The organism is Pseudomonas taiwanensis, assembly GCF_013393345.1.
Lineage (GTDB): Bacteria > Pseudomonadota > Gammaproteobacteria > Pseudomonadales > Pseudomonadaceae > Metapseudomonas > Metapseudomonas resinovorans_C.
Window position 1 is genome coordinate 418982 of the sequence record NZ_QJRF01000069.1, and the last position, 21343, is coordinate 440324.

Sequence of the window (21343 nt, forward strand, 5' to 3'; positions counted from 1 at the left end):
GGTTGAGGGGAGCCCCCCATGGAAATCCTAGGCATTGCCGTCCTGATCTTTCTGGTCACCGACCCCTTCGGCAACATCGCCATCTTCATTGCCGCACTCAAGGGTGTGGCCCCCGAGCGCCGTCTGCGGGTGGCCCTGCGCGAACTGTTGTTCGCGCTGGCCCTGCTGATGCTGTTCCTCACCTTCGGCGACAAGATCCTCAGTGGCCTCGGCCTTTCCCGCGAGTCCATCGCCATCGCCGGCGGCATCATCCTGTTCATCATCGCGCTGCGCCTGATCTTCCCGCGTCCCGAAGGGGTGCTCGGCGACCTGCCCGGCGGCGAGCCGATGCTGGTGCCGTTGGCGACGCCGGCGGTGGCCGGCCCGTCGGCCCTCGCCGTATTGATGACCTTGCGCAACACCCACGAGGGCGCGCTCTGGGAACTCTATGTCGCCGTCCTGCTGGCCTGGGCCTGCACCGCCCTGATCCTGCTGCAGGCGGCCTTCCTGCAACGCTTTCTCGGTGACCGTGGCCTGATGGCCGTGGAACGCCTGACCGGCATGCTGCTGATCATGCTCAGCGTCGACATGCTGCTCGACAACCTGCAAAGCATCCTTCACCTGACTCCATGAAAACCTTTTTCCTGAGCCTCGCCCTGCTACTGCTCGGTGGCTGCGCCGGCGGGCTGAGCATCGATGACAGCCACACCTCCGTGAGCCAGAGCAGCCGTGTGCAGTACGTGGTGCTGCACTACACCTCCACCAACATGGAGAACTCCCTGCGCCTGCTGACCCGTGACGGCGTCAGCAGCCACTACCTGATCGGCGACCGACCGGCGAAGGTCTATCGCCTGGTGGATGAGAATCGCCGCGCCTGGCATGCGGGCGAGAGTGAATGGCAGGGGCGTACCTGGTTGAATGCCAGCACCATCGGCATCGAACTGGTCAACGACGGCTACCGCGATACGCCGGCCGGGCGCGTCTACCAACCCTTCAGCGACGAGCAGATCGATGCGCTCATCCTGCTGCTGAAGGACATCGTGCAGCGGCACAACCTGCCCGAGGGCAGCATCATCGGCCACAGCGACATCGCGCCCCAGCGCAAGGTCGATCCGGGCCCGCTGTTCCCCTGGAAGCGCCTGGCCGACGCGGGCCTGCTGCCCTGGCCGGACGCCCGTGCGGTGGCCCGTGAACAGTCGCGCTTTGCCACGGCCCTGCCTACCATCGGCTGGTTCCAGCAACAGCTCATTCGCCAGGGTTACAGCACGCCGCAGACTGGCGTGCTGGACAAGGAAACCCGCAATGTCATCGCCGCCTTCCAGATGAAGTATCGCCAGCGCCTCTTCGACGGCCAGCCGGACGCCGAGACCGCCGCCCTGCTGCTCGTGCTCAATGGGATGCGGCAAGGGGCGAATTCATTGTAGGAGCGAGCTTGCTCGCGAAGAGATCCTGCCCGGGCCGTTCGCGAGCAAGCTCGCTCCTACAGAAAAACCGGGAAGCGGTTTACCGAATTCGAATGAATTCGCTCCCACAGGTCCCGGTCGGCAATAGCTAGGCTGGGATCACACCGGCAACGTCATATAGAACTGCGCACCATGGCCAGGGCGTGAATAGAGGCCGATGCGCCCGCCATGCAGTTGCACGATCTCCTTGCACAGCGCCAGGCCGAGGCCGGCTCCGCCCATACGATGGCCAACCTGCACGAACGGCTCGAAGATTCGCGATTGCTGGCTGTAGGGCACGCCCTCGCCATCATCGGCCACGCTCACCAGCACCCGTTCGCCGTGGCGCCTGGCCTGCAGGCGGATATGCCCCCCGTTGGGACTGTGGCGGAGCGCATTCCCCACCAGGTTGTCCAGCACACGCTCGATCTGCAGGCGATCGAGATTCATCCGAGGCAACGGCGGATGCAGGTCCAGTTCGATTTCGATACCGTGTTCGCTGGCTTGCGGCTCGAAGCGCTGGCGCAGCGCGGCCAGCAGCTCTTGAATGTCGCAGGACACGCGTTCCAGCACCTGCACGCCGCTCTGGTAGCGGGAGAAGTCCAATAGATCATTAATCAGCCGCACCAGCCGCTGCATTTCCTCATCCACCGTCTTCAGCAGATCCGCCTCCCGGCCATCGGGATCGAAGTGCAGGCGCTCGTTGAGCAGACCGAACGCCATCTGCATGCCGGTGACTGGCGTGCGCAGCTCATGGGAGGCACGTAACACGAATTCGTTGCGCACCCGTTCGAAGGCGCGTTCCTCGGTCACATCCCGCAGCACCATCACGCCGCCCTGCAGGCGTTCTTCGTCCAGAACCACCGGGACCAGTCGCCAGCTCAGCAGGCGTTGCTCACCGTCGGCGTTTATTTCCAGGTCCTCGGGCGCTTCGTCCAGGGTCTCGCCGCGCAATACCCGCTGCGCCAGCTCGTCCATCTCCGGCCGGCCAAGGGCCTGCGACAGCGATTGGCCAGGGGTGACTTCGTCCCAGGAAAGCTGTCGCTGCGCCACGGGGTTGGCGTGCTGGATGCGCCCCATGCGATCGAGGATCAGCAAGCCGTCGTCGATGCTGTTGAGGACCGCGTTCAGGCGCTGCTGCTCGGCCAGCAGGTTATCGACATTGGTTTCCTTGAACATGCGCAACGCGTCGGCCATCACGCCAAAGCGACGGATCAGGGTGGATACCTCATTCACCGGCGACAGCGGCAGGGTGACCCGGAAATCGCCCTTGCCCACCTGGTCGGCGGCCCTGGCTAGAGCGTCGATCGGTTCCGCGAAGCGGCGGGCCATGCTCTGGGCCGTGATGAAACCCACCACCAGCACCGCCAGGCCGAGCACCCCGAGCAGGCTGGCGACCAGCAATGCCCGGCTGCGGGCCGCGCCTTCGGCTTCCCCCACCGTCGTCAGCGAATGGCGCTGCAGCTCCACCATGCTGGTGCGCAGGATGTCCAGCGAGTGACTGAAATCGTTGTCGTCCAGCAGGCTCCAGCGCAAGCTGGCGGGTTGTTGGACGACGTCGAGGAAGACCTTGTAGGACGCGGCGATTCGCTGGAAATGCTCGCGCGTCTGCTCGTCCGTCGTCGAGTTCAGACCCTCTTCCAGTGCGGCGAGGAATTTCTGCTGCGAGGCCTGCAAGGCGGGCAGGTCCAGGTCCTTGCCCATCAGGTTGACCATCTGGTCGCCCAGGTGCTGGCGCATTCGCAGGCTGATATCGATGGTGGCGAAGGCCTGGTTGATCACTCGCTCCTGGGACCCGGCCATCTGCATCACGCTCACCAGGCCCAACAGCAGGCCCACCAGGGCAACGGTGATCAGCGCGGAGATGCTCAGGAACAGCCGTGTGCGCAATCGCATGGCGGCGGCCCCTTCAGAGGCCGTAGAGCTTGCGTTTGCGATACAGGGTCGAGGCATCGATACCGAGTGTACGGGCGGCCTGGTCGAGCGTCTCGCTGCTGGCCAGAACGCCGGCGATATGGGCGCGCTCCAGGTCTTCCAGACTCAGCGGCCCCCCTACCCGGGGCGAGTTGGCGGTGGGTGTGTCGCCCAGCCCGAGGTGGTTGACCTCGACCCGCTCCTGGTTGCAGATGATGCTGGCGCGCTCGATCACATTGCGCAGTTCGCGCACGTTGCCCGGCCAGCGATAACTGAGTAGCGCCGCTGTCGCTTCATCGCTGAAGGCCCGCGCCGGGCGCACATAGTCGCTGACGAAGCGTGCAAGGAAGCGCTCGGCGAGGTCGAGGATGTCCTCGTGGCGCTCGCGCAGGGGCGGCAGGCTCAGGGCGATCACGTTGATGCGATAGAGCAGGTCCTCGCGGAAGCGGCCTTCGCGAACCATCTCGTCCAGATCGAGGTTGGTGGCCGCGAGGATGCGCACATCGGCCCGGCGAGTCACCGGGTCGCCCACCCGTTCGTACTCCTTGTCCTGGATGAAACGCAGCAGCTTGGGCTGCAGGCTCAGGGGGAAATCACCGATCTCGTCGAGGAACAACGTCCCGCCATCGGCCTGGCTCACCCGGCCCAAGGTACTTTCGTTGGCACCGGTGAAGGCGCCCCGATTGTGTCCGAACAGCTCGCTTTCCATCAGGTCGGCGGAAAGGGAAGGACAATTGATGGTGACGACGGCCTTCTTCGCGCGTTTGCTCCAGCCATGGATGGCGCGAGCCAGTTCGCCCTTGCCCGTGCCCGATTCGCCAAGGATGAGAATGTTGGCGTCGGTGGCCGCGACTTGTCGCGCCGTTTCCAGCACGGCCATCATCGCCGGGCTCTGGGAAAACAATCCGTCGCCCGCACGGCGTACTTCACCTTCCAGGGCCTCCAGGCGTGCAGTCAGCTGTCGTAGCTCCAGCTGCTTCGCTGCGGCCATGCGCAACTGGTCCGGGCTGCAGGGTTTGACCAGGTAGTCGGCCGCGCCGGATTGCATCGCATCCACCGCCGTATCGACCGCCGAGTGTGCGGTGACGATCACCACGCGCATCCATGGCGCCTGCACCCGCATGAGGGCCAGCACGTCCAGGCCGTTGTCCTCGCCCAGGCGCAGGTCGAGGAAACACAAGTCGAAGACCTGTCGCTGCAGGATCGCCTCCGCCTGCGCTGCATTCGTTGCCGTGGCGACGCTGTAGCCTTCGTCTTCAAGGCAGTAACGAAAGGTTCTGAGGATGGCGGCTTCGTCATCCACCAGCAGGATTCGTCCCTGGTTCTCGGTTACCTGTTCCATGCTCTCACTCCATTTCCGAGTCATAGAAAGTTAGTCCAAGAATTGTCGTGCAAGTTGCACGTGTTTTTCCTACAGGCATTGCAGCATGCAAGTGTAGGAAGCTCGGGTGGAAACGCTAACAGGTTGATTAGCAAGAGAATCTCTTCCTGGATGAGGCTGGCACAGCCCTTGCGATAGTCCCGATACCTGAAGATGCATTGGCCTTTTTACCTCTTGTGACCCGTGCACCCTTCAGGAGGACTCTGCCTGGGACAAGGAGGTTCCGGGCCTTTTATCAGCATGCAATTTGCCCGAGGAGCAGATCCGGACCGTGCAAAGTGCCTGCAAGAGTCCTTGGGACGCTGAAATAACCCATTGAATGGTTGAAGGTTTTCGAAGGGCCGCGGATGGCGCGAGCCATGCATCCGAGTCACGAGGCCACAAATCCACCCGAGGGAGGATTCGAGGATGAAAGGTTTCCAGTGGTTATCGTCCAGATGGTTGATGGCCCTTCTGATCGGATTGGCCGTGGTGCTAGGCATGTTCGTCGAGCATCACCTGCGCGAACGGGTCCAGCCTGCGCCCATACAGGTTCCAGCTGCGGAACAAAGCAGCCGCCCGGCGCCGATTCGCGCCGATGGGCCGCTGCATGAAGTGAGTCAGCCAATGTGGACCGAATCCCGCGCTCAGCCGCGCTGGGTCTTCTGATCTGGGAGGCATCGTGATGTGGAGCCTTGCCCTCGCCCTGACTACCGCGCTGTGTTGCATCGCCATGTTGCGCAGCGTTCGCCAACAGTGTGCAACACCCACCGACGCTGCGTCCTGCGTCGTGCCGGTGGTTCTTGCGCAATTGCGCAGACAACACCGAAGCCACAAAGGAGAAAGACCATGCTGAGTTGGGCACTTACTTTCCTGGTCATCGCAATCGTCGCCGCCGTGCTTGGTTTCGGCGGTATTGCCGGGACCGCCGCGGGTATCGCGAAGATACTGTTCGTCGTCTTCCTGGTGCTGTTCGTGGTGTCCTTCATCATGGGCCGGCGAGCCCCTTGAGGAGGTTTCATGGACAACTCGATCAAGGCGGTTGCCGCCTTGTTCCTGGGGCTGGCCAGCGCTCAAGCGCTGGCCGCCGACACGGATGCGCAGCACCGACTCAACGAACTGCTCGGCAGCGACCCTGAGTATCAGGACACCTGGCAGGAGTTGGTGCGAGACGAAAGCCGGCTGCCCGAATGGGTAATGAACCTTTCAGGTACTGCATCGCCAATGAAGGCGGTGGAAGACGAGGGCGACAAGTTTCTAGTGGGTGAACTGTGTGAAGCCAACAACTGCTTCAACCAGCGACTCTATGTTGCCTTCAGCTGGAACAAGGAAGACGCCTGGGCACTCTATGTGCAGTTGCCGGACGGCTTGCCATCCGACAAGTCGCCCAGTCGACATGCCAGTTACCGCTGGCTCGGCGAGCCGGACGAAGAAGTCCGACGCATTCTCGACGAGCAATTGAAAGCGGACCCGAACTGGTACTGAGGACTCGAAGGATCAAGGCCTGGCGACGGGCCGATTGACCAAGGGGCCGGGTTGTTCCGCGTCTTCTGGAGCGGCGTGACCCAGGGGCAGAAGGGGTGCCTCCGCAACCCAGCGGGCCAGGTCGGGTGAGCTGCTGCCGGGAGCTGGAATTACTCCAGCTCCCGGTGGGCAGCGGAGAGTTTCTCATCGGAATGAACGCTTCGGCCTTCTTTTTGTGGGGGCGATTTCAATCGCTATGCAGGCCGAAGGACTGCTCGACAGGTTCCCAGGGGGCAACCCTGTTGCCCTTCGCGAATGAATTCGCCCCCACAAAGGTCTCGCCTCATTTCATCTTGCTTACCAATGTCGCCACATGGGCGCCCTGGAATTTCGCCAGGGACAACTCCTTGGCGCTGGGTTGGCGCGAGCCGTCGCTACCGGCCACCGTGGCCGCGCCATAGGGCGAGCCGCCTCGCAGCTCACTGATATCGCTCAGCTCGGGTGCCGAGTAAGGCAGCCCGGCGAGCAGCATTCCGTGATGCGCCAGCGTGTGCCAGAACGAGGTGATGGTGGTTTCCGAGCCGCCGCCGGTACCCGTGGAGGTGAAGACGCTGCCGATCTTGCCGATCAGTGCGCCCTTCACCCAGAGACCGCCAGTCTGGTCGAGGAAGCTGCGCATCTGTGCGCTCATGTTGCCAAAGCGCGTCGGCGTGCCGAACAGGATCGCATCGTAGTCCGCCAGTTCCTGCGGGGTCGCCACGGGTGCGGCCTGGTCCAGCTTCGCGCCGGCTTTACGGGCTACATCCTCGGGCATGGTTTCCGGCACGCGCTTGAGGGTCACTTCCACCCCGGACACGCTACGGGCACCTTCGGCGACGGATTCCGCCATGCGTTCGATATGACCGTACATCGAGTAATACAGCACCAGGACCTTCTTCATTGCCGCTCTCCATTCATCCGCAGACTGGCAGCCCGATCGGGCCGGACCCAGTGAGCCTAGATGGCATGCACGCACTTTGCCGCCGCCCTTGGCGGGAAATTGCCATGCCGGAAATGTCAGTTGGATCACGCTGGAACCATGGTTCCATCTCGTTTTGGCTATGCCGATTCGGCATGGGGTAGGCGGTTCCGGCATTAGACGATCGATAGCTCCCTATGAATCATGTCGCCCCTTTTTGCGGCCCGCTCGGCCATCCCGGACGGTGCCGTACTCCCGACTTCCAAAAGAAATCAGAGGGTGACGACTATGACCAAGGCCAGACTGAGCCTCGCGTGGCAGATTCTCATCGGGCTGGTGCTGGGTATCGCCATTGGCGCCCTGCTCAACCACTTCAGTGCCGAGAAGGCCTGGTGGATTGCCAACGTCCTGCAACCGGCCGGTGACATCTTCATCCGCCTGATCAAGATGATCGTCATTCCGATCGTCATCGCCTCGCTGGTCGTCGGCATCGCCGGCGTGGGTGACGCGAAGAAGCTGGGACGTATTGGTCTGAAGACCATCCTCTACTTCGAGATCATCACCACGGTGGCGATCGTCGTCGGCCTGCTGCTGGCCAACTTCTTCCAGCCCGGCGCCGGCATCGACATGAGCACCCTGGGCACGGTGGACATCTCCAAGTACCAGCAGACCGCCCAGGAAGTGCAGCACGACCACGCGCTGATCTCGACCCTGCTGAACCTGATTCCCTCCAACATCTTCGCCGCCGTGGCCCGGGGCGAGATGCTGCCGATCATCTTCTTCTCGGTGATGTTCGGCCTTGGCCTGTCGAGCCTGCCGAGCGAGACCCGCGAGCCGGTGGTGAAGGTGTTCCAGGGCGTCTCCGAGACCATGTTCAAGGTCACCCACATGATCATGGCCTACGCCCCCATCGGCGTGTTCGCGCTGATCGCCGTGACCGTGGCCAACTTCGGCTTCGCCTCCCTGCTGCCGCTGGCCAAGCTGGTGGTGCTGGTGTACTTCGCCATCGCCTTCTTCGCCTTCATGGTGCTCGGCCTGGTGGCTCGCCTGTTCGGCTTCTCCATCATCAAGCTGATGCGCATCTTCAAGGACGAGCTGATCCTCGCCTACTCCACCGCCAGCTCCGAGACCGTGCTGCCGCGCATCATCGAGAAGATGGAAGCCTACGGCGCACCGCGTGCAATCAGCAGCTTCGTGGTCCCCACCGGCTACTCCTTCAACCTCGATGGTTCGACCTTGTACCAGAGCATCGCGGCCATCTTCATCGCCCAGCTCTACGGCATCGACCTGAGCATCAGCCAGCAGCTCCTGCTGGTGCTGACCCTGATGGTCACCTCCAAGGGCATCGCGGGCGTGCCGGGCGTTTCCTTCGTCGTCCTGCTGGCCACCCTGGGCAGCGTCGGCATCCCCCTGGAAGGCCTGGCCTTCATCGCCGGCGTCGACCGCATCATGGACATGGCCCGTACTGCCCTGAACGTGATCGGCAACGCCCTGGCCGTGCTGGTCATTGCCAAGTGGGAAGGCATGTACGACGCGGAGAAGGGCCAGCGCTACCTGGCATCTCTGCCGAGCGCCGAAGTTTCGCCCAAGGGGCGTGCGGTCATTGACTGAGATCGCGCCGCGCTGAATGAGAAAGCCCTGACTTGATCGGGGCTTTTTTGTGGGTGCTGGCTCAAATTCCAGCGGGGGCTCGACTGCCCTCACCCCAGCCCTCTCCCAGAGGGAGAGGGAGCTGATCGTGCAGGCTGACACGAATTTGCCAATCGCGAGTCACCCCTCTCCCTTTGGGAGAGGGGCCGGGGGTGAGGGTTGATAGGTATTGCACGGACTTGAAGGCAGATTGAATTCGCCGCTGTACGGGCTGCCCCGCTAGAATCCGCCTCACTGTTTTCTGGGGGACTGCAAATGCTCAACGGCCTGTGGCTGAGCTTCTTCCTGGTGGCGGCGGTGGCCGCACTGGGACGCTGGATCGGTGGCGATCCGGGTGTCTGGGCGGCGATGGTGGAAAGCCTGTTCGCCATGGCCAAGCTCTCGGTCGATGTGATGATCCTGCTGTTCGGCACGCTGACGTTGTGGCTGGGTTTCCTGCGCATCGCCGAGCGGGCCGGCCTGGTGGATATTCTCGCGCGCCTGCTCGGCCCGCTGTTCGCACGCCTGATGCCGGAGGTGCCACGTGGCCACCCGGCGCTCGGCCTGGTCACCCTGAGCTTCACCGCCAACGGCCTTGGCCTGGACAACGCGGCCACGCCCATCGGCCTCAAGGCGATGAAGGCGTTGCAGGAGCTGAATCCCAGCAGCACCTCGGCGAGCAACGCCCAGGTGCTGTTCATGGTGATGAACGCCTCCTCCTTCGTGCTGCTGCCAGTGACCATCTTCATGTACCGCGCCCAGGCCGGTGCCAGCGACCCCGCCCTGGTATTCCTGCCGATCCTCCTGGCCAACGCGATCTCCACCATGACGGCGCTGCTGTCGGTGGCCTTCATGCAGCGGATCAAATTGACCGACCCGGTTCTGCTCGCCTGGTTCGGCGGCGCTGCGCTGCTGCTCGGCGGCTTCATGGCGGTGCTGGCCGGTCTTTCGGCGACCGCGCTGACGGCGCTGTCCTCCCTACTCGGCAACCTCACCCTGTTCGCGCTGATCCTCAGCTTCCTGGTGATGGGCGCGCTGAAGAAGGTGCCGATCTACGAAGCCTTCGTGGAAGGTGCCAAGGAAGGCTTCGACGTAGCGAAGAACCTCCTGCCATACCTGGTCGCCATGCTCTGCGCCGTGGGTGCCCTTCGGGCCTCGGGCGCGCTGGATCAACTGCTCGACGGGATCCGCTGGGTGGTCGAAGGACTGGGACTGGACAGCCGCTTCGTCGAGGCACTGCCGACGGGGCTGGTCAAACCCTTCTCCGGCAGTGCCGCCCGCGCCATGCTCATCGAGACGATCCAGACCCAGGGCGTCGACAGCTTCCCCGCGCTGGTGGCCGCCACCATGCAGGGCAGCACCGAAACCACTTTCTACGTCCTGGCCGTGTACTTCGGCTCGGTGGGCATCCAGCGCGCCCGCCATGCCGTGGGCTGCGCCCTGCTGGCGGACCTGGCCGGCGTCATCGCGTCCATCGGCGTCTGCTATTGGTTCTTTGGCTGACCGGTGGGTTACCGCTGGCGGTGACGCTTTGTGTAGGAGCGAGCTTGCTCGCGAAAGACCGCGCTCGGACCGTTCGCGAGCAAGCTCGCTCCTACAAGTTTGGCCCTCAATGCGGCTTGGGCGGCAGCTCGGAGGGCGTGACCTTGAAGCGCAGGGTGCCAATCATCTGCCCCGCCTCGGTAAGCACCTGAACCTGCCAGCGCCCCGCCGGATTGCCGGGGAAGTTCTGCTTGTGGGTCCAGGCGCGGTAGCCGGCTTCGCGGCCGCCGTGGATGTTCAGGGCAATGCGGTCCACTTCGCGGCCATTGAAGCGCCACACGTGGTAGATGCGTTCATTCAGCCCGCGCGGGGCGTTGATGGCGGTGTAGGCGTAAAGCCCCTTGCTGCGCAGCTCGGCGGCGCTGACTTCTTCCACACCATCGCCCGGTGTGCGCTGGTGGTTATCCAGGTCCGGCGTCACCGCCACTTCGGTCAGCCAGAGGGTCGCGGGCGGCACCCAGATGCGCGTGACCCAGCCCAGCCCGCCGAGGGCCAGGGTCAATCCCAGCAGCCCCACGACGCGCCACCAGCGCTGCCCGCGGATCACCCCGAACAGGCTGACGAAGGACAGCGCGACGGCGGTGCCCAGTGCCCAACGGTAGCTTTGCGCGGTGGTCAGCTGGAGGATCAGCGGCAACGCCGCGAGCAGCACGGCGAACAAGGTCAGCGTGTGATAAGCGAGGAACAGCCAGCGGCGCGGTGCCAGATGGCGGTTGTAGATCGGGTCGGTGATCGAGCAGATCGCCGCCACGCCCAGCAGCCCGGTGAACAAGGCCTGGCCGCTGTTCCAACTGGTGGTGATGGCGAAGAACGGCAGCACGAAGAACAGGCTTTCCTGGTGGATCAGCTGGGTCAGGAAACGCATCAAGGGGGGTGGCAGCTCGACGCCGAAGACTCGCTCGATGCCGCGCCGGAAAATGTTCTCCAGCATCAGCCAGAGCCAGCTCACCAGCAGCAGGATGGCGATCACCTTGGCCACCCGCGCACCCCGCTCCACCAGGAAGAAGCTCGCCATGCCGGAGCAGAAGCCGTACAGCGCGATCAGCCGGGGATGGCGTTGCAGCAGCTCGATGAGCTTCAGCACGTGGGGTTTGAAGGTGGACAGCAGCATCGGTCGCAACAGGACGTGGGGGAGGCGGGCAGGATACTGTCCGCCGGAAGCCCTGAGAAGGCGCGTTGGACTTGCGCTGACGGCCTGCCGCTCAGTCCAGCAGCAAGCGCATCTTCTGTGGCTGGTCGGGGCGTCCGTTGGGCAAGGTGACGGGAGGCAGGTCTTCGACCCAATGGAAGGCGAAGCGCTGGTAGAGGCGAATCGCCGCTTCATTGGATTTCAGCACGGCCAGCTCCACGCGGCGCATGTGTTGTCGACGGTAATGCGCGAGGGCCGCCTCCATCAACTGCCCACCCAGGCCCCGGCCGCGATGGGCCTTCCTCACCTGCATGCCGAGCACGCCGAAGTCTTCCCCCGAGCCGTCTTCCATGTAGCACAGGCTGGCCGGGAAGATTTCGATGGAACCGAGCAGGTCGCCTTCGGCGTCGACGACGAACTGCGGCAGGTCCAGCGGCAGTGAGCGCAGGAGCAGCGCACGCATCTGCTCAAGGGGCGGCGCCTCGGCGCGCAACAGGTACTCGCCTTCGGCGCTGACCTCGGCGAGCAGCCGGTGCAAGGCCTCGATATCGCTGATGCGCAGTTTCCTGATCGACATGGGCACCTGCTCCCGGAAAGAGCTGGCACTCTCGCCCACGTCTCGTTGTCTGGCAATGCCTCAACCGTGCCGGTGGCGCCTCTCCCAGAATTGCTGGGCCAGCGCCTGCAGGTCCGCTGCCAGCTCGGCCACTTGCTGGGCGCTGTGCTGGCTGTGTCCACCGCTTTCGGCATTGCTGTCGGCGGCGATGCGGATGCTCGCCAGGCTGCGCTGGATTTCCTCGCTGGCGGCGCTCTGCTGCTCCACCGCGCTGGCGATCTGCAGGCTCATGCTGCTGATTTCGCTGACCTGGCCGTTGATCAGGGCGAGGGAGTCGCTGGCGCGCAACGCCTGTTGCAGGCTCTCGGATGCCTGCCGGCAACTTTGTTGCATCGCTTCCACGGCAACGCCGGCGCCCTGCTGGAGTCCGGCGATCAGTGTGTGAATTTCTGCTGTGGAGTGCTGGGTCCGCGACGCCAGGGCACGCACCTCGTCGGCGACCACCGCGAATCCCCGGCCGGCCTCGCCCGCGCGGGCCGCCTCGATGGCGGCGTTGAGGGCCAACAGGTTGGTCTGTTCGGCAATGCTGCGGATCACCTCCAGGATCTGGCTGATATCGCCACTGTGGCTGCGCAGTGCCTGCACGGTGCTGCTGGCCTGGCGAACCTCTTCTTCGAGGCTGGCGATGTGCAGGCGGGTGGCATCCACTTCCTCCCGGCCAACGCTTGCGGCGGCGTCGGTCTGGTCGGCGGCGGTGGCGCCTTGCTGGGCACTGCGCGCCACTTCCTGGACACTGCAGGCCATCTGCTCGATGGCACTGGCGACATGCTCGGTATCCAGCTGCTGGCGGCGAGTCGCCTGGCTGGTGCTGGCCACCGACGACGCCAGGTGGCGGGCATGGCCCGCCAGTTGCCGGGCGGATTCGGCGATACGCCCGACCACGGCGCCCGCTTCGGTTTCCAGCATGCGCATGGCGAAGTCGAGCTCGCCGAATTCGTCGGTCCGGCCGCAATAGAGCCACTGGCCGATAGGGTTGTCAGCGATGCGCCTGGCCTTGTCCAGTAGTGCACTCAGGGGGCGCAGCTGCCAGTGGATCCAGGCACCACAGGCCCCCAGGCTAGCGAGGGCAGCGGGAACCTCGGCGAAGGGCAGCATGCCGTCGAGTATCAGGGCGAGGCCAAGGCCGGAGAGGCCGGCGGCTCCGCAACCCGCCAGCAGGCGTGCACGCAGGCTCAGGAGCGGGCGCCGCAGGGCGCCTGGCTGGCGCCCTTCCCGCAGGCTCGCGTAGAGTCGTTCCGCAGCCGCGGCCTGATCGGGGTCGGGGCGGGTCCGCACCGACTGGTATTCCACCACCTTGCCGTCTCGCACTACTGGCGTGACATAGGCACTGACCCAGTAGTGGTCGCCGTTCTTGCAGCGGTTCTTCACCAGCCCCATCCAGCTGCGGCCGCCCTTGAGGGTCTGCCAGAGATGGGCGAAGGCTTGCGGCGGCATGTCCGGGTGACGCACCAGGTTGTGGCTGCGCCCCAGCAGTTCCTCGCGGTCGAAGCCGCTGATGGCCAGGAAGTCGTCGTTGACGTGGGTGATGATCCCTTTCAGGTCCGTGGTGGAGAGGATGTTGGCATTGGCGTCGAACTCGACCGCCCGGCCGCTGACCGGCAAATTGATCTTCATCGGCTGCTCCCCTGGCTATCTTCGCGGGTCCTGGTGGCCGGGCCTGGCAGGCATCCTTCGCCTTCGAACCCCTCCTCGCCCTGCAGCAGCGGTTCGAGCAAATCCGGTGGTCGTGGGCGGCTGAACCAGTACCCTTGCGCGTAGCGGCAGTCCTGGCCAAGCAGGAAGTCCAGGTGCGCCGGGTCTTCGACGCCCTCGGCCACCACTTCCAGGCCGAGGCTGCGGCCCAGGCCGATGATGGCTCGGGAGATGGCGTTCAGTTCGGGGTCGTCCGGCGCGCCGCCGATGAAGCTGCGGTCCACCTTAAGGATTTGCAGCGGGAAGCGCTTGAGGTAGCCGAGGGAGGAATAGCCGGTGCCGAAGTCGTCCAGGGCGAGGCGGACCCCGAGCACGGCCAGTTCGCGCAGGCACGCCAGGGTCTCGGCGCTGTCCTGCATCAGCAGGCTCTCGGTGATCTCCAGCACGAGGCTGGTGGGCCGCAGCCCACTCTCGCGCAGGATGGCAGCGACCCGCTGGGCGAATCCCGGTTGTAGCAGCTGTCGGCTGGAGAGATTCACCGAGCAACTCAGGTCCTCTTGGCCGGCCAGTTGCCAACGGCGGGTCTGCCGGCAGGCTTCCCGCAGCACCCAGTCGCCAACCGCGATGATCTCGCCGGATTCCTCCAGCGCGGGAATGAAATGCAGTGGCGATTCCAGCCGACCGTTCCGGCGCCAGCGCAGCAGGGCCTCGACCGCGGTGACCTGTGGCCGGCTGCCATCGATGCGGCAGATCGGTTGGTAATGCAGTTCGAATTCTTCGCGGGCCAGCGCGCGGGCCAGGGCGTTGTGCAGGTCCAGGCGCTTCTGCGCAGCGGCCTGCAGTTCGGTGCTGTAGCGGGCGAACTGAGCCTTGCCGGCTTCCTTGGCGCGGTACAGGGCCAGGTCGGCCGCTTGAAGGGTATCCACTGCCTGTCCCTCGGCCAGCAGCCCGGTAATACCGATGCTGGCGCTGACCGCCAGGCTGTGGTCGTCCAGGTGCAGGGGCTGGTGCAGGCTGTCGAGCATGCGCTGGGCCACCTGTTCGGCGTCGGCCAGGCACGCCAGGTCGTCCAGCAACACCACGAACTCGTCACCGCCGAACCGCACCAGGTGGTCTCCCGGACGCAGGCAGCGGGAAAGGCGCTGGCTCACCTCCACCAGCACGCGGTCGCCCATGGCGTGGCCGAGGCTGTCGTTGATCAACTTGAAACGGTCGAGGTCGATGAACAGCAGCCCAGCCTCCCTTGCCCCGGGGCGCTGTCGCCGTTGCAGTGCCTGTTGCAGCAATTCATCCAGGCGCAGCCGGTTGGCGAGGCCGGTCAGGGGATCGTGGCGAGCGGCGTGTCGCAGTTGCTGTTCGGAGAGCTTGCGCTGGCTGATGTCGGTCTGCGAACCGGCCATGCGCCCTTCCTCCGCCACGCCGCGCACCAGTACCCAGAGGTAGGCGCCGTCGCGACGGCGGATACGGTACTCGTGATTCAGCCAGGGCGTGTCGCCGCGCAGGTGGGCATCCACCGACTGGCGCAGGCCCGGCAGGTCGTCTGGATGAACCCGGCCGAACCAGCTGGCGCTGCCTTCACCCAGGCTGTCGCGGCCGAGGCCGAGCATCGCCGCCCAGCGTTCGGAGAGGTAGATCCGGTCCGTTTCCAGGTCCCAGTCCCAGAGGCCGTCGTTGGCCCCGCGCAGGGCCCGGGCGAAGCGCGCTTCGCTGTCCTCCAGGGCCTGGCGTTGTGCGCTGCTGTAGGTGTCGATGGCCAGTGTCATGTCGAAGAACACCGCCTTCAGCAGGCTGGCGTAGATCGTTTGGTCCTCGTCTTCGCCCAGCACTGCGCCGAGCATGTGGTCCAGGTACAGGCGGTAGGCGCCCAGGTACCACTTGAGGTCCACCCCCACGTGCTGGTGCACCAGGCCCACGCGCAACCGGTCGAGCACGTAGCCACGGTCGTAGGGGCCGCGCCAAAGGCGCTGGTAGTAGTCGAGCTGACTGTGCTTGAGACGTTGAAGTGTGACGGGATCGTGGAGGATGCCGGCGATGGACTCGAACTGCGCCAGATGGTCGTACAGGCGTTCGACGAAGGCCTGGTGGCAGTGATCCAGGCTCGCGCCCCGGCTGGCCAGGTGCGCCGCGTCCTTGTCCTGCCAGTCCAGGTAGCGGCAGCGCATCGTGACTTCCGCGCGTGACAGGCCGATGCGGTCGAGCATTCCTTCGAGTTGTCGTTCCAGGCCCATGCATCCTCCCTTGGATGTTTTCTGCGGGCATAAAAAAAGCGCCGTGATCGGCATCCCCCGGAGGAGTTGCTGATCACGGCGCTTTGTCTTGCAGGCCCCTAGCGTCCTGCCCGGCAAAGCCGGCTTCCGCGTTGGCGGAACCTTGCGGCCCCGTTTTTACCTCAGTCCTCGGGAGGCGGCAACTCCCCCAGTGCCTGTTCGAGGCGTTTGCGCAGGCGGCCCAGTTCACTGGAGCGGAAGGCGTGGCGGGTGCGCTCCAGCACCTCCACCGCTTCCCCCAGCAGGGCATGCACTCGCCCGGCATGGTTCAGCGGCGCGTCCTTCAGCCAGCGGCATAGTGGCGCCCTCGAGCAGTCGCTGCTGGTGGTCAGCACGGTGCATTCCAGGAAGTTGTATGTCAGCAGCTGGCGCGCCTGGTCGGCGAGCACGCGGTCATCGCTGATCAGCAGCAGGGGCGGGAGGATGGGTGGCATGGCGGGGCGACCTGATGTCAATTGGCCATCAACTTTATCCACGAGACTGTGGGCAAATATTGATCCGCATCAGTTGTCGCGATTGGCCACTCGCGCTGGCGATGTCGGCCACTGTTGCCGCCAGGTCGGGCGGCTAAGCTGCTCTCGCCTTGCGCCTGCCAATGGCCGCAGAAGAACAACAAGAGAACCCATCGATGAACTACGACAGCAGTCAGCAACTGATTCTCGGGCTGGTGCTCGCCGCGCTGATGTTCGGCGTGGCGCTGGAGCTGCGCCTGGCCCATTTCCTCCTGGTCCTGAAACGGCCGCTGCCGGCCCTGGTGGGGCTGCTCTGCCAGTGCCTGCTATTGCCCTGGATGACCCTGGTGGTCACCCTCTTCCTCGACCTGCGCCCCGGCCTGGAGCTGGGCATGCTGCTGGTGGCCGCGTGCCCCGGCGGCAACCTGTCCAACGTCATCACCCATCTGGCGCGTGGCAATACCGCGCTGTCGGTGAGCATCACCAGCCTTTCCTGCCTGCTGGCCATCATCAGCCTGCCGCTGAACTTCGCCGCCACCGCCAGCCTCAACCCGGAAACCGCCGCCTTCCTACATGGGCAGATGAGCAGCCTGGATGTCGATGCCGGCGGCATCATTGGCGGCCTGGTCGTCCTGCTGGTGCTGCCGCTGCTCGCGGGCATGCTGGTGGGCAACCTGGCCCCGGCTTTCAGTGCCCGCGTGCTGCCCTGGTTCAAACGCTTTTCCCTGCTCGCGTTCGGCGTGTTCCTGGTGGTGGCGGCAGCGGGCAACTGGCAACTGCTGGTGGCCAACGCCGGCCTGGTCCTGCTGGTGGTGGTCGGCCACAACGCCTCCGCCCTGCTGCTGGGCTGGAGCGCCTCGCGCCTGACCGGGTTGGCCGAAGCTGACCGTCGTGCGCTGACCATCGAGGTCGGCATGCAGAACTCCGGGCTCGCCCTCGGGCTGATCCTGACCCAGTTCGGCGGCCAGTTGGACATGGCCCTGGTGGCCGGCTTCTGGGGGATCTGGCACATCATTTCCGGTCTGTTGCTGGTGGTCGTCTGGCGGCGCCGCGCACCCCGTGTCCAGGAGGAAATGCCATGCGCGTCCTGATTACCGGGGCGGCGGGTTTCATCGGCCAGCAGGTCTTGAACGACCTGGCCACGCGTCACCCGGACTGGACCCTGGTGGCTGCGGACATCCGCCCGCTGAGCCATCAAGGGCTCAAGCCCAACATCGAGCCGGTGTCGCTGGATATCAGCCTGCCCCGCGAAGTGGACGCTTGCGTCGAGCGCTGGAAACCCGACGCCATCGTCCACCTGGCATCGGTGGTGACTCCGCCCCGCGGGATGAGCGAGGCGCGCCTGCACGCCATCGACGTCGGTGGGACCCGCGCCGTGCTGAATGCGGCGGTCGCCCACGGCACAGGCCAACTGGTCGTCACCAGTTCCGGCGCTGCCTATGGCTATTACCCGGAGAACGCGGAGTGGATCGACGAACAGCATCCGCTGCGTGGCCACGACCTCTTCGCCTATGCCCGTCACAAGCGCGAGGTGGAACTGCTGCTGGCCGACGCGCGCAAGCAACATCCGCAGCTGCGCCAGCTCGTCCTGCGCCCCGGCACCATCCTCGGCGAGCAGGTGAACAACCAGATCACCGAACTGTTCCAGAAACGTTCGGTGCTGGGCATCAAGGGGCATGACAGCCGCTTCGTGTTCATCTGGGACCAGGACGTCGTGGCGATCATCCGCGAAGGCCTGGAGCGCGGCGCCGGGGGGATCTACAACCTCGCCGGCGATGGCGCACTGAGCATGGCGGAGATCGCCGACATCCTTGGCAAACCCTACCGCCCCCTCCCTGCGGGATTGCTGCGCACCGCCCTGGCACTGCTCAAGCCGCTGGGTCTGACCCAGTACGGCCCGGAGCAGCTGGACTTCCTTCGCTACCGCCCGGTGCTGGACAACCGTCGGCTCAAGGAAGAGTTCGGCTACCGGCCGAAGTACTCCAGCCGCGAGGCGTTCCTGGCATTTCTCAAGGCGCGGGGGATAAGCGCGAACGCAGAGTGACGCCTTTCCTGCAGGAGCGAATTTATTCGCGAAAAGGCCACGCAGTGGCCCCGGGTTGTTGGCAGTCATGCGGACTGCTTCGCGAATGAATTCTCTCCCACAAAGAGCAAAACGGGAGCCGATCAGTCCCGATGCTTCTGCCGATACTCGCCCGGCGTCAGCCCGGTCCATTGGCGGAAGGCGCGGAAGAACACGCTGGGCTCCGAGTAGCCGAGCAGTACGGCGATATCGGCGATGGGCAGGCGGCCTTCCTGCAGGTGGCGTTCGGCGAGATGGCGGCGGGTGTCGTTGAGCAGGTGCTGGTAGCTGCTGCCCTCGTCCGCCAGGCGCCGTTGCAGCGTGCGTTCGCTGATTCCCAGGGCTGACGCCAGGGCGCCGCGGTCGGGTTCGCCGCGCGCCAGTTGCGCGCCGAGCAGCGCGACCACCCGCGCCCGCAGCCCTTCGCTGGGCAGGCGCGCGAGCAAGGCTTCGGCGTGCTGGCGCAGCACGGCCTGCAGAGGCGGGTTGGACTGTTTCAACGGGGCCGAGCGCAGCGCCAGGGGCAGCACCAGGGCGTAATCCTCCGCGTCGAACTGCAGCGGGCAGGCGAAGCATTGCTGGTAGAGCGTGGTGTCCGCCGGTGCCGGGTGCACGAAGCAGGCCCGCAGCAGGCGCAAGTCCGCCAGTAGCGGACGCATCAGTTCCAGCCAGAAGACCATCAGCGCCAGCACCCGCGCGCGGGTGGCCGGCAGTTTCGGGTGCAGCGGGCGGTACAGGGTCCAGAGTTCATCGCCGCGCACTTCCAGCGCCAGGCTGCCGCCCTCTCCCACCAGGCGCTGGTAGCGCAGCTCGGCCTCCAGGGCTTCGCCCAGGGTCGGGCTGCTCTGCAACAGGTAGCCGAGCACGCTGAACTGCCCGGGGGCCAGGGCCCGGCCGATGGCAATGCCTGGTTCGGGGTGCGGCAGGCGGGCGTGGATAGTCGCCCAGAGCGCCTCCTGGGTGCTGAAGGGGATGCGGGCATCCGGGTCGGCCAGGCGTTTTTCGTCGAGCTGGCTGGCGCGCAGCAACTCGTCGCGGCCAAGGCCGAGCTGGGTTGCGGCGTGCAGGATCGCCTGGGTCAGGCTGGCGCTGACCGAGGCGCTGGAGGGGTCGTGTGGCGTCATCCCCGGATTCTGCCCAAGCGGCCCGCACGCTGGGAAGAGCGAGCCTCAGCGATGGGAGCCGATCTGCGGTTCGAAATAAGCTTGCGGCTCTTCCAGCAGACGTTCTTCCTCCACGTTTTCCTGAGCATCGGGGTTATCCAGTACGGCATAGGCGATGGCGCAGAACAGCGAGTTGATGCGCTTCATGTCGCTGATCAGGCCAAGGTGCAGGGCGCTGGTCTCGATGCTCTGCACCACCTGCTGGTGCAGCCGCGAAACGTGGGCGTGGGCATAGCGGCGTTCGAGGATGCGGAAGCGTTGCTTGGCCCGGCGCAAGCGCTTGGCGTTTTCCAGGTCGCCGTTGAGGAACACCGACAGCGACAGGCGCAGGTTTTCCACCACCTGGTCGTGGAGATTGACGATCTCTCCCAGTCCTTCGTCGGTGAAGGCGCGGCCCTGGGCCCTGTTCTTGCTCTGCACGTCGTCAAGCATGCGCTCGATGATGTCGCCGGCCTGTTCCAGGTTGATGGTCAGCTCGATGATCTCGGCCCAGCGCCGGCTGTCGCGCTCGCCCAGGTCCTCGCGGGGCATGCGTGCCAGGTAGAGCTTGATGGCGGTGTAGAGCGCATCGATATCGTCATCCAGGCGGTGGATGTCCTTGCCCAGCCCCGGGTCGCCGCCACGCAGGAGGTGCAGCAGATTGTTCAGCATCTGCTCGACGATATCGCCCATGCGCAGGGTTTCGCGCACGGCATTGGCCAGGGCCAGGCTAGGGGTATCCAGGGCTGCCGGATCGAGATGCCGTGGCTTGGCGACATCGTCCGGCTGCGGTCGATCCGGCAGCAGCCAGTTGCACAGGCGCGCCATCGGCACTGTCAGGGGCAGGAAGAGCGTGCAGCGCACGCTGTTGTAGAGCAGGTGGAAGGCGATCACCAGTTCGGCGTTGGAGATGGGCCAGGTGTCGATCCAGCTGGCCAGGGGACCCACCATGGGCAGCACGAGCATGCAGCCGGCGAGCTTGAACGCCAGGCTGCCCACGGCCACGCGGCGCCCGGCGGGGTTCTGCAGGCTACTGCTGAGCAGGGCGAGGACGCCGCTGCCGAGGTTGGCGCCGATCACCAGGCAGAGCGCCACCTTGAGGGAGATCACCTTGGAGGCGGCCAGGGTGGCAGTGAGCAGCACGGCGGCCAGGCTGGAGTAGGAAATCATTGCGAACAGCGCGCCGGTCAAGGCGTCCAGCAGCACATCGCCGGTCAGCGAGGAGAACAGCACCTTCACGCCCTTGGCGGTGGTGATGGGTTCGGCGGCGGCGATGATCAGCTGCAGGGCGAGGATGATCAGTCCGAGCCCGATGCCGACCCGCCCGAGTTGCCCCAGGCGGGTCTGTTTGCGGGAGAGGAAGAAGATCACTCCGAAGAAGATCAGCAAAGGCGACAGCCACGACAGGTCCAGGGTCAGCACCCGCGCCATCAGCGCCGTGCCGACATCGGCGCCAAGCATGATGGCCAGCGCCGGGGCCAGCATCATCAGCCCCTGGGCGACGAAGGAGCTGACCAGCAGGGCGGTGGCATTGCTGCTCTGCACCAGCGCCGTGACGCCGATCCCGGCGGCGAAGGCCATGGGCGGGCGGTGCACGCTGCGACTGAGCAGACGGCGCAGGTTGGCGCCGTATACGCGGAGGATGCCCGTTCGCACGATGTGCGTGCCCCAGATGAGCAAGGCGACGGCCGAGAGCAGATTGAGCAGCGTCAGCATGGTGGCCCTCCTGGCGATCTTGAAGGCCGCCGTATCCAT

Annotated in this window: 19 protein-coding genes and 1 pseudogene; 9 read left to right on the forward strand and 11 right to left on the reverse strand. The window is 65.2% G+C overall.

Annotated features, from left to right (window positions below; genetic code table 11):
* The first annotated feature begins 18 nt into the window (after positions 1 to 18).
* Both DM872_RS22685 and DM872_RS22690 read left to right on the forward strand, forming a co-directional pair.
* Positions 19 to 612, forward strand: coding sequence for a MarC family protein (locus tag DM872_RS22685; RefSeq protein WP_179061537.1), 594 nt, complete (start codon positions 19 to 21; stop codon positions 610 to 612).
* On the forward strand, positions 609 to 1403 hold the full coding sequence (locus DM872_RS22690) for an N-acetylmuramoyl-L-alanine amidase (protein ID WP_179061538.1): 795 nt from the start codon (positions 609 to 611) through the stop codon (positions 1401 to 1403). Before DM872_RS22685 ends, DM872_RS22690 begins: the two co-directional genes overlap by 4 nt.
* 138 nt (positions 1404 to 1541) lie before the next feature.
* On the opposite strand, the gene DM872_RS22695 is transcribed toward DM872_RS22690, so the two are convergent.
* A complete protein-coding gene (locus DM872_RS22695) occupies positions 1542 to 3317 on the reverse strand; it encodes a KinB sensor domain-containing domain (protein WP_179061539.1) in 1776 nt (591 codons plus the stop codon).
* Positions 3318 to 3330: 13 nt separating this feature from the next.
* Positions 3331 to 4677, reverse strand: coding sequence for a sigma-54-dependent response regulator transcription factor AlgB (gene algB, locus DM872_RS22700; RefSeq protein WP_179061540.1), 1347 nt, complete (start codon positions 4675 to 4677; stop codon positions 3331 to 3333).
* A gap of 447 nt (positions 4678 to 5124) precedes the next feature.
* On the opposite strand from algB, the gene DM872_RS22705 reads away from it, so the two are divergent.
* From DM872_RS22705 to DM872_RS22715, 3 genes are all read left to right on the forward strand, one after another.
* Positions 5125 to 5364, forward strand: coding sequence for a hypothetical protein (locus DM872_RS22705; RefSeq protein WP_179061541.1), 240 nt, complete (start codon positions 5125 to 5127; stop codon positions 5362 to 5364).
* 180 nt (positions 5365 to 5544) lie between these two features.
* Positions 5545 to 5706 (forward strand): DUF1328 domain-containing protein, encoded by a 162-nt coding sequence (locus DM872_RS22710; RefSeq protein WP_077527587.1) that lies wholly within the window; start codon positions 5545 to 5547, stop codon positions 5704 to 5706.
* Between the two features lie 9 nt (positions 5707 to 5715).
* Positions 5716 to 6180, forward strand: a complete 465-nt coding sequence (locus tag DM872_RS22715) for an inhibitor of vertebrate lysozyme family protein (protein ID WP_179061542.1) — start codon at positions 5716 to 5718, stop codon at positions 6178 to 6180.
* A gap of 322 nt (positions 6181 to 6502) precedes the next feature.
* On the opposite strand, the gene wrbA is transcribed toward DM872_RS22715, so the two are convergent.
* On the reverse strand, positions 6503 to 7099 hold the full coding sequence (gene wrbA / locus DM872_RS22720) for an NAD(P)H:quinone oxidoreductase (protein ID WP_179061543.1): 597 nt from the start codon (positions 7097 to 7099) through the stop codon (positions 6503 to 6505).
* A 306-nt stretch (positions 7100 to 7405) separates the two neighbouring features.
* Here wrbA and gltP point away from each other — a divergent pair, with 306 nt between their 5' ends.
* On the forward strand, positions 7406 to 8728 hold the full coding sequence (gene gltP / locus DM872_RS22725) for a glutamate/aspartate:proton symporter GltP (protein WP_179061544.1): 1323 nt from the start codon (positions 7406 to 7408) through the stop codon (positions 8726 to 8728).
* 294 nt (positions 8729 to 9022) lie between these two features.
* Positions 9023 to 10249 (forward strand): nucleoside recognition domain-containing protein, encoded by a 1227-nt coding sequence (locus tag DM872_RS22730; RefSeq protein WP_179061545.1) that lies wholly within the window; start codon positions 9023 to 9025, stop codon positions 10247 to 10249.
* Between the two features lie 106 nt (positions 10250 to 10355).
* Here the strand turns inward: DM872_RS22730 and DM872_RS22735 are convergent, their stop codons facing one another.
* From DM872_RS22735 to DM872_RS22755, 6 genes and pseudogenes are all read right to left on the reverse strand, one after another.
* Positions 10356 to 11399, reverse strand: a complete 1044-nt coding sequence (locus DM872_RS22735) for a DUF5924 family protein (RefSeq protein WP_179061546.1) — start codon at positions 11397 to 11399, stop codon at positions 10356 to 10358.
* A 91-nt stretch (positions 11400 to 11490) separates the two neighbouring features.
* On the reverse strand, positions 11491 to 11994 hold the full coding sequence (locus tag DM872_RS22740; protein WP_179061547.1) for a GNAT family N-acetyltransferase: 504 nt from the start codon (positions 11992 to 11994) through the stop codon (positions 11491 to 11493).
* Between the two features lie 60 nt (positions 11995 to 12054).
* The gene (locus tag DM872_RS22745; protein WP_373273734.1) at positions 12055 to 13128 is read right to left on the reverse strand and encodes a methyl-accepting chemotaxis protein; all 1074 of its coding nucleotides are present in this window, start codon (positions 13126 to 13128) and stop codon (positions 12055 to 12057) included.
* A gap of 189 nt (positions 13129 to 13317) precedes the next feature.
* Positions 13318 to 13647 (reverse strand): annotated as a pseudogene (locus DM872_RS30965) (PAS domain-containing protein); the annotation flags it as partial.
* Positions 13644 to 15893 (reverse strand): putative bifunctional diguanylate cyclase/phosphodiesterase, encoded by a 2250-nt coding sequence (locus DM872_RS22750; protein ID WP_179061549.1) that lies wholly within the window; start codon positions 15891 to 15893, stop codon positions 13644 to 13646. The pseudogene DM872_RS30965 and the gene DM872_RS22750, both read right to left, overlap by 4 nt.
* A 161-nt stretch (positions 15894 to 16054) precedes the next feature.
* Positions 16055 to 16366 (reverse strand): hypothetical protein, encoded by a 312-nt coding sequence (locus DM872_RS22755; protein ID WP_179061550.1) that lies wholly within the window; start codon positions 16364 to 16366, stop codon positions 16055 to 16057.
* 194 nt (positions 16367 to 16560) lie between these two features.
* Here DM872_RS22755 and DM872_RS22760 point away from each other — a divergent pair, with 194 nt between their 5' ends.
* Both DM872_RS22760 and DM872_RS22765 read left to right on the forward strand, forming a co-directional pair.
* On the forward strand, positions 16561 to 17475 hold the full coding sequence (locus DM872_RS22760) for a bile acid:sodium symporter family protein (protein ID WP_179061551.1): 915 nt from the start codon (positions 16561 to 16563) through the stop codon (positions 17473 to 17475).
* Positions 17463 to 18428, forward strand: coding sequence for an SDR family oxidoreductase (locus DM872_RS22765; protein WP_179061552.1), 966 nt, complete (start codon positions 17463 to 17465; stop codon positions 18426 to 18428). The genes DM872_RS22760 and DM872_RS22765 overlap by 13 nt, the downstream gene beginning before the upstream one ends.
* 122 nt (positions 18429 to 18550) lie before the next feature.
* Here DM872_RS22765 and DM872_RS22770 read toward each other — a convergent pair whose 3' ends face one another.
* A complete protein-coding gene (locus DM872_RS22770; RefSeq protein WP_179061553.1) occupies positions 18551 to 19570 on the reverse strand; it encodes an AraC family transcriptional regulator in 1020 nt (339 codons plus the stop codon).
* Between the two features lie 45 nt (positions 19571 to 19615).
* A complete protein-coding gene (locus DM872_RS22775; protein ID WP_179061554.1) occupies positions 19616 to 21304 on the reverse strand; it encodes a Na/Pi cotransporter family protein in 1689 nt (562 codons plus the stop codon).
* Between the last annotated feature and the right edge of the window lie 39 nt (positions 21305 to 21343).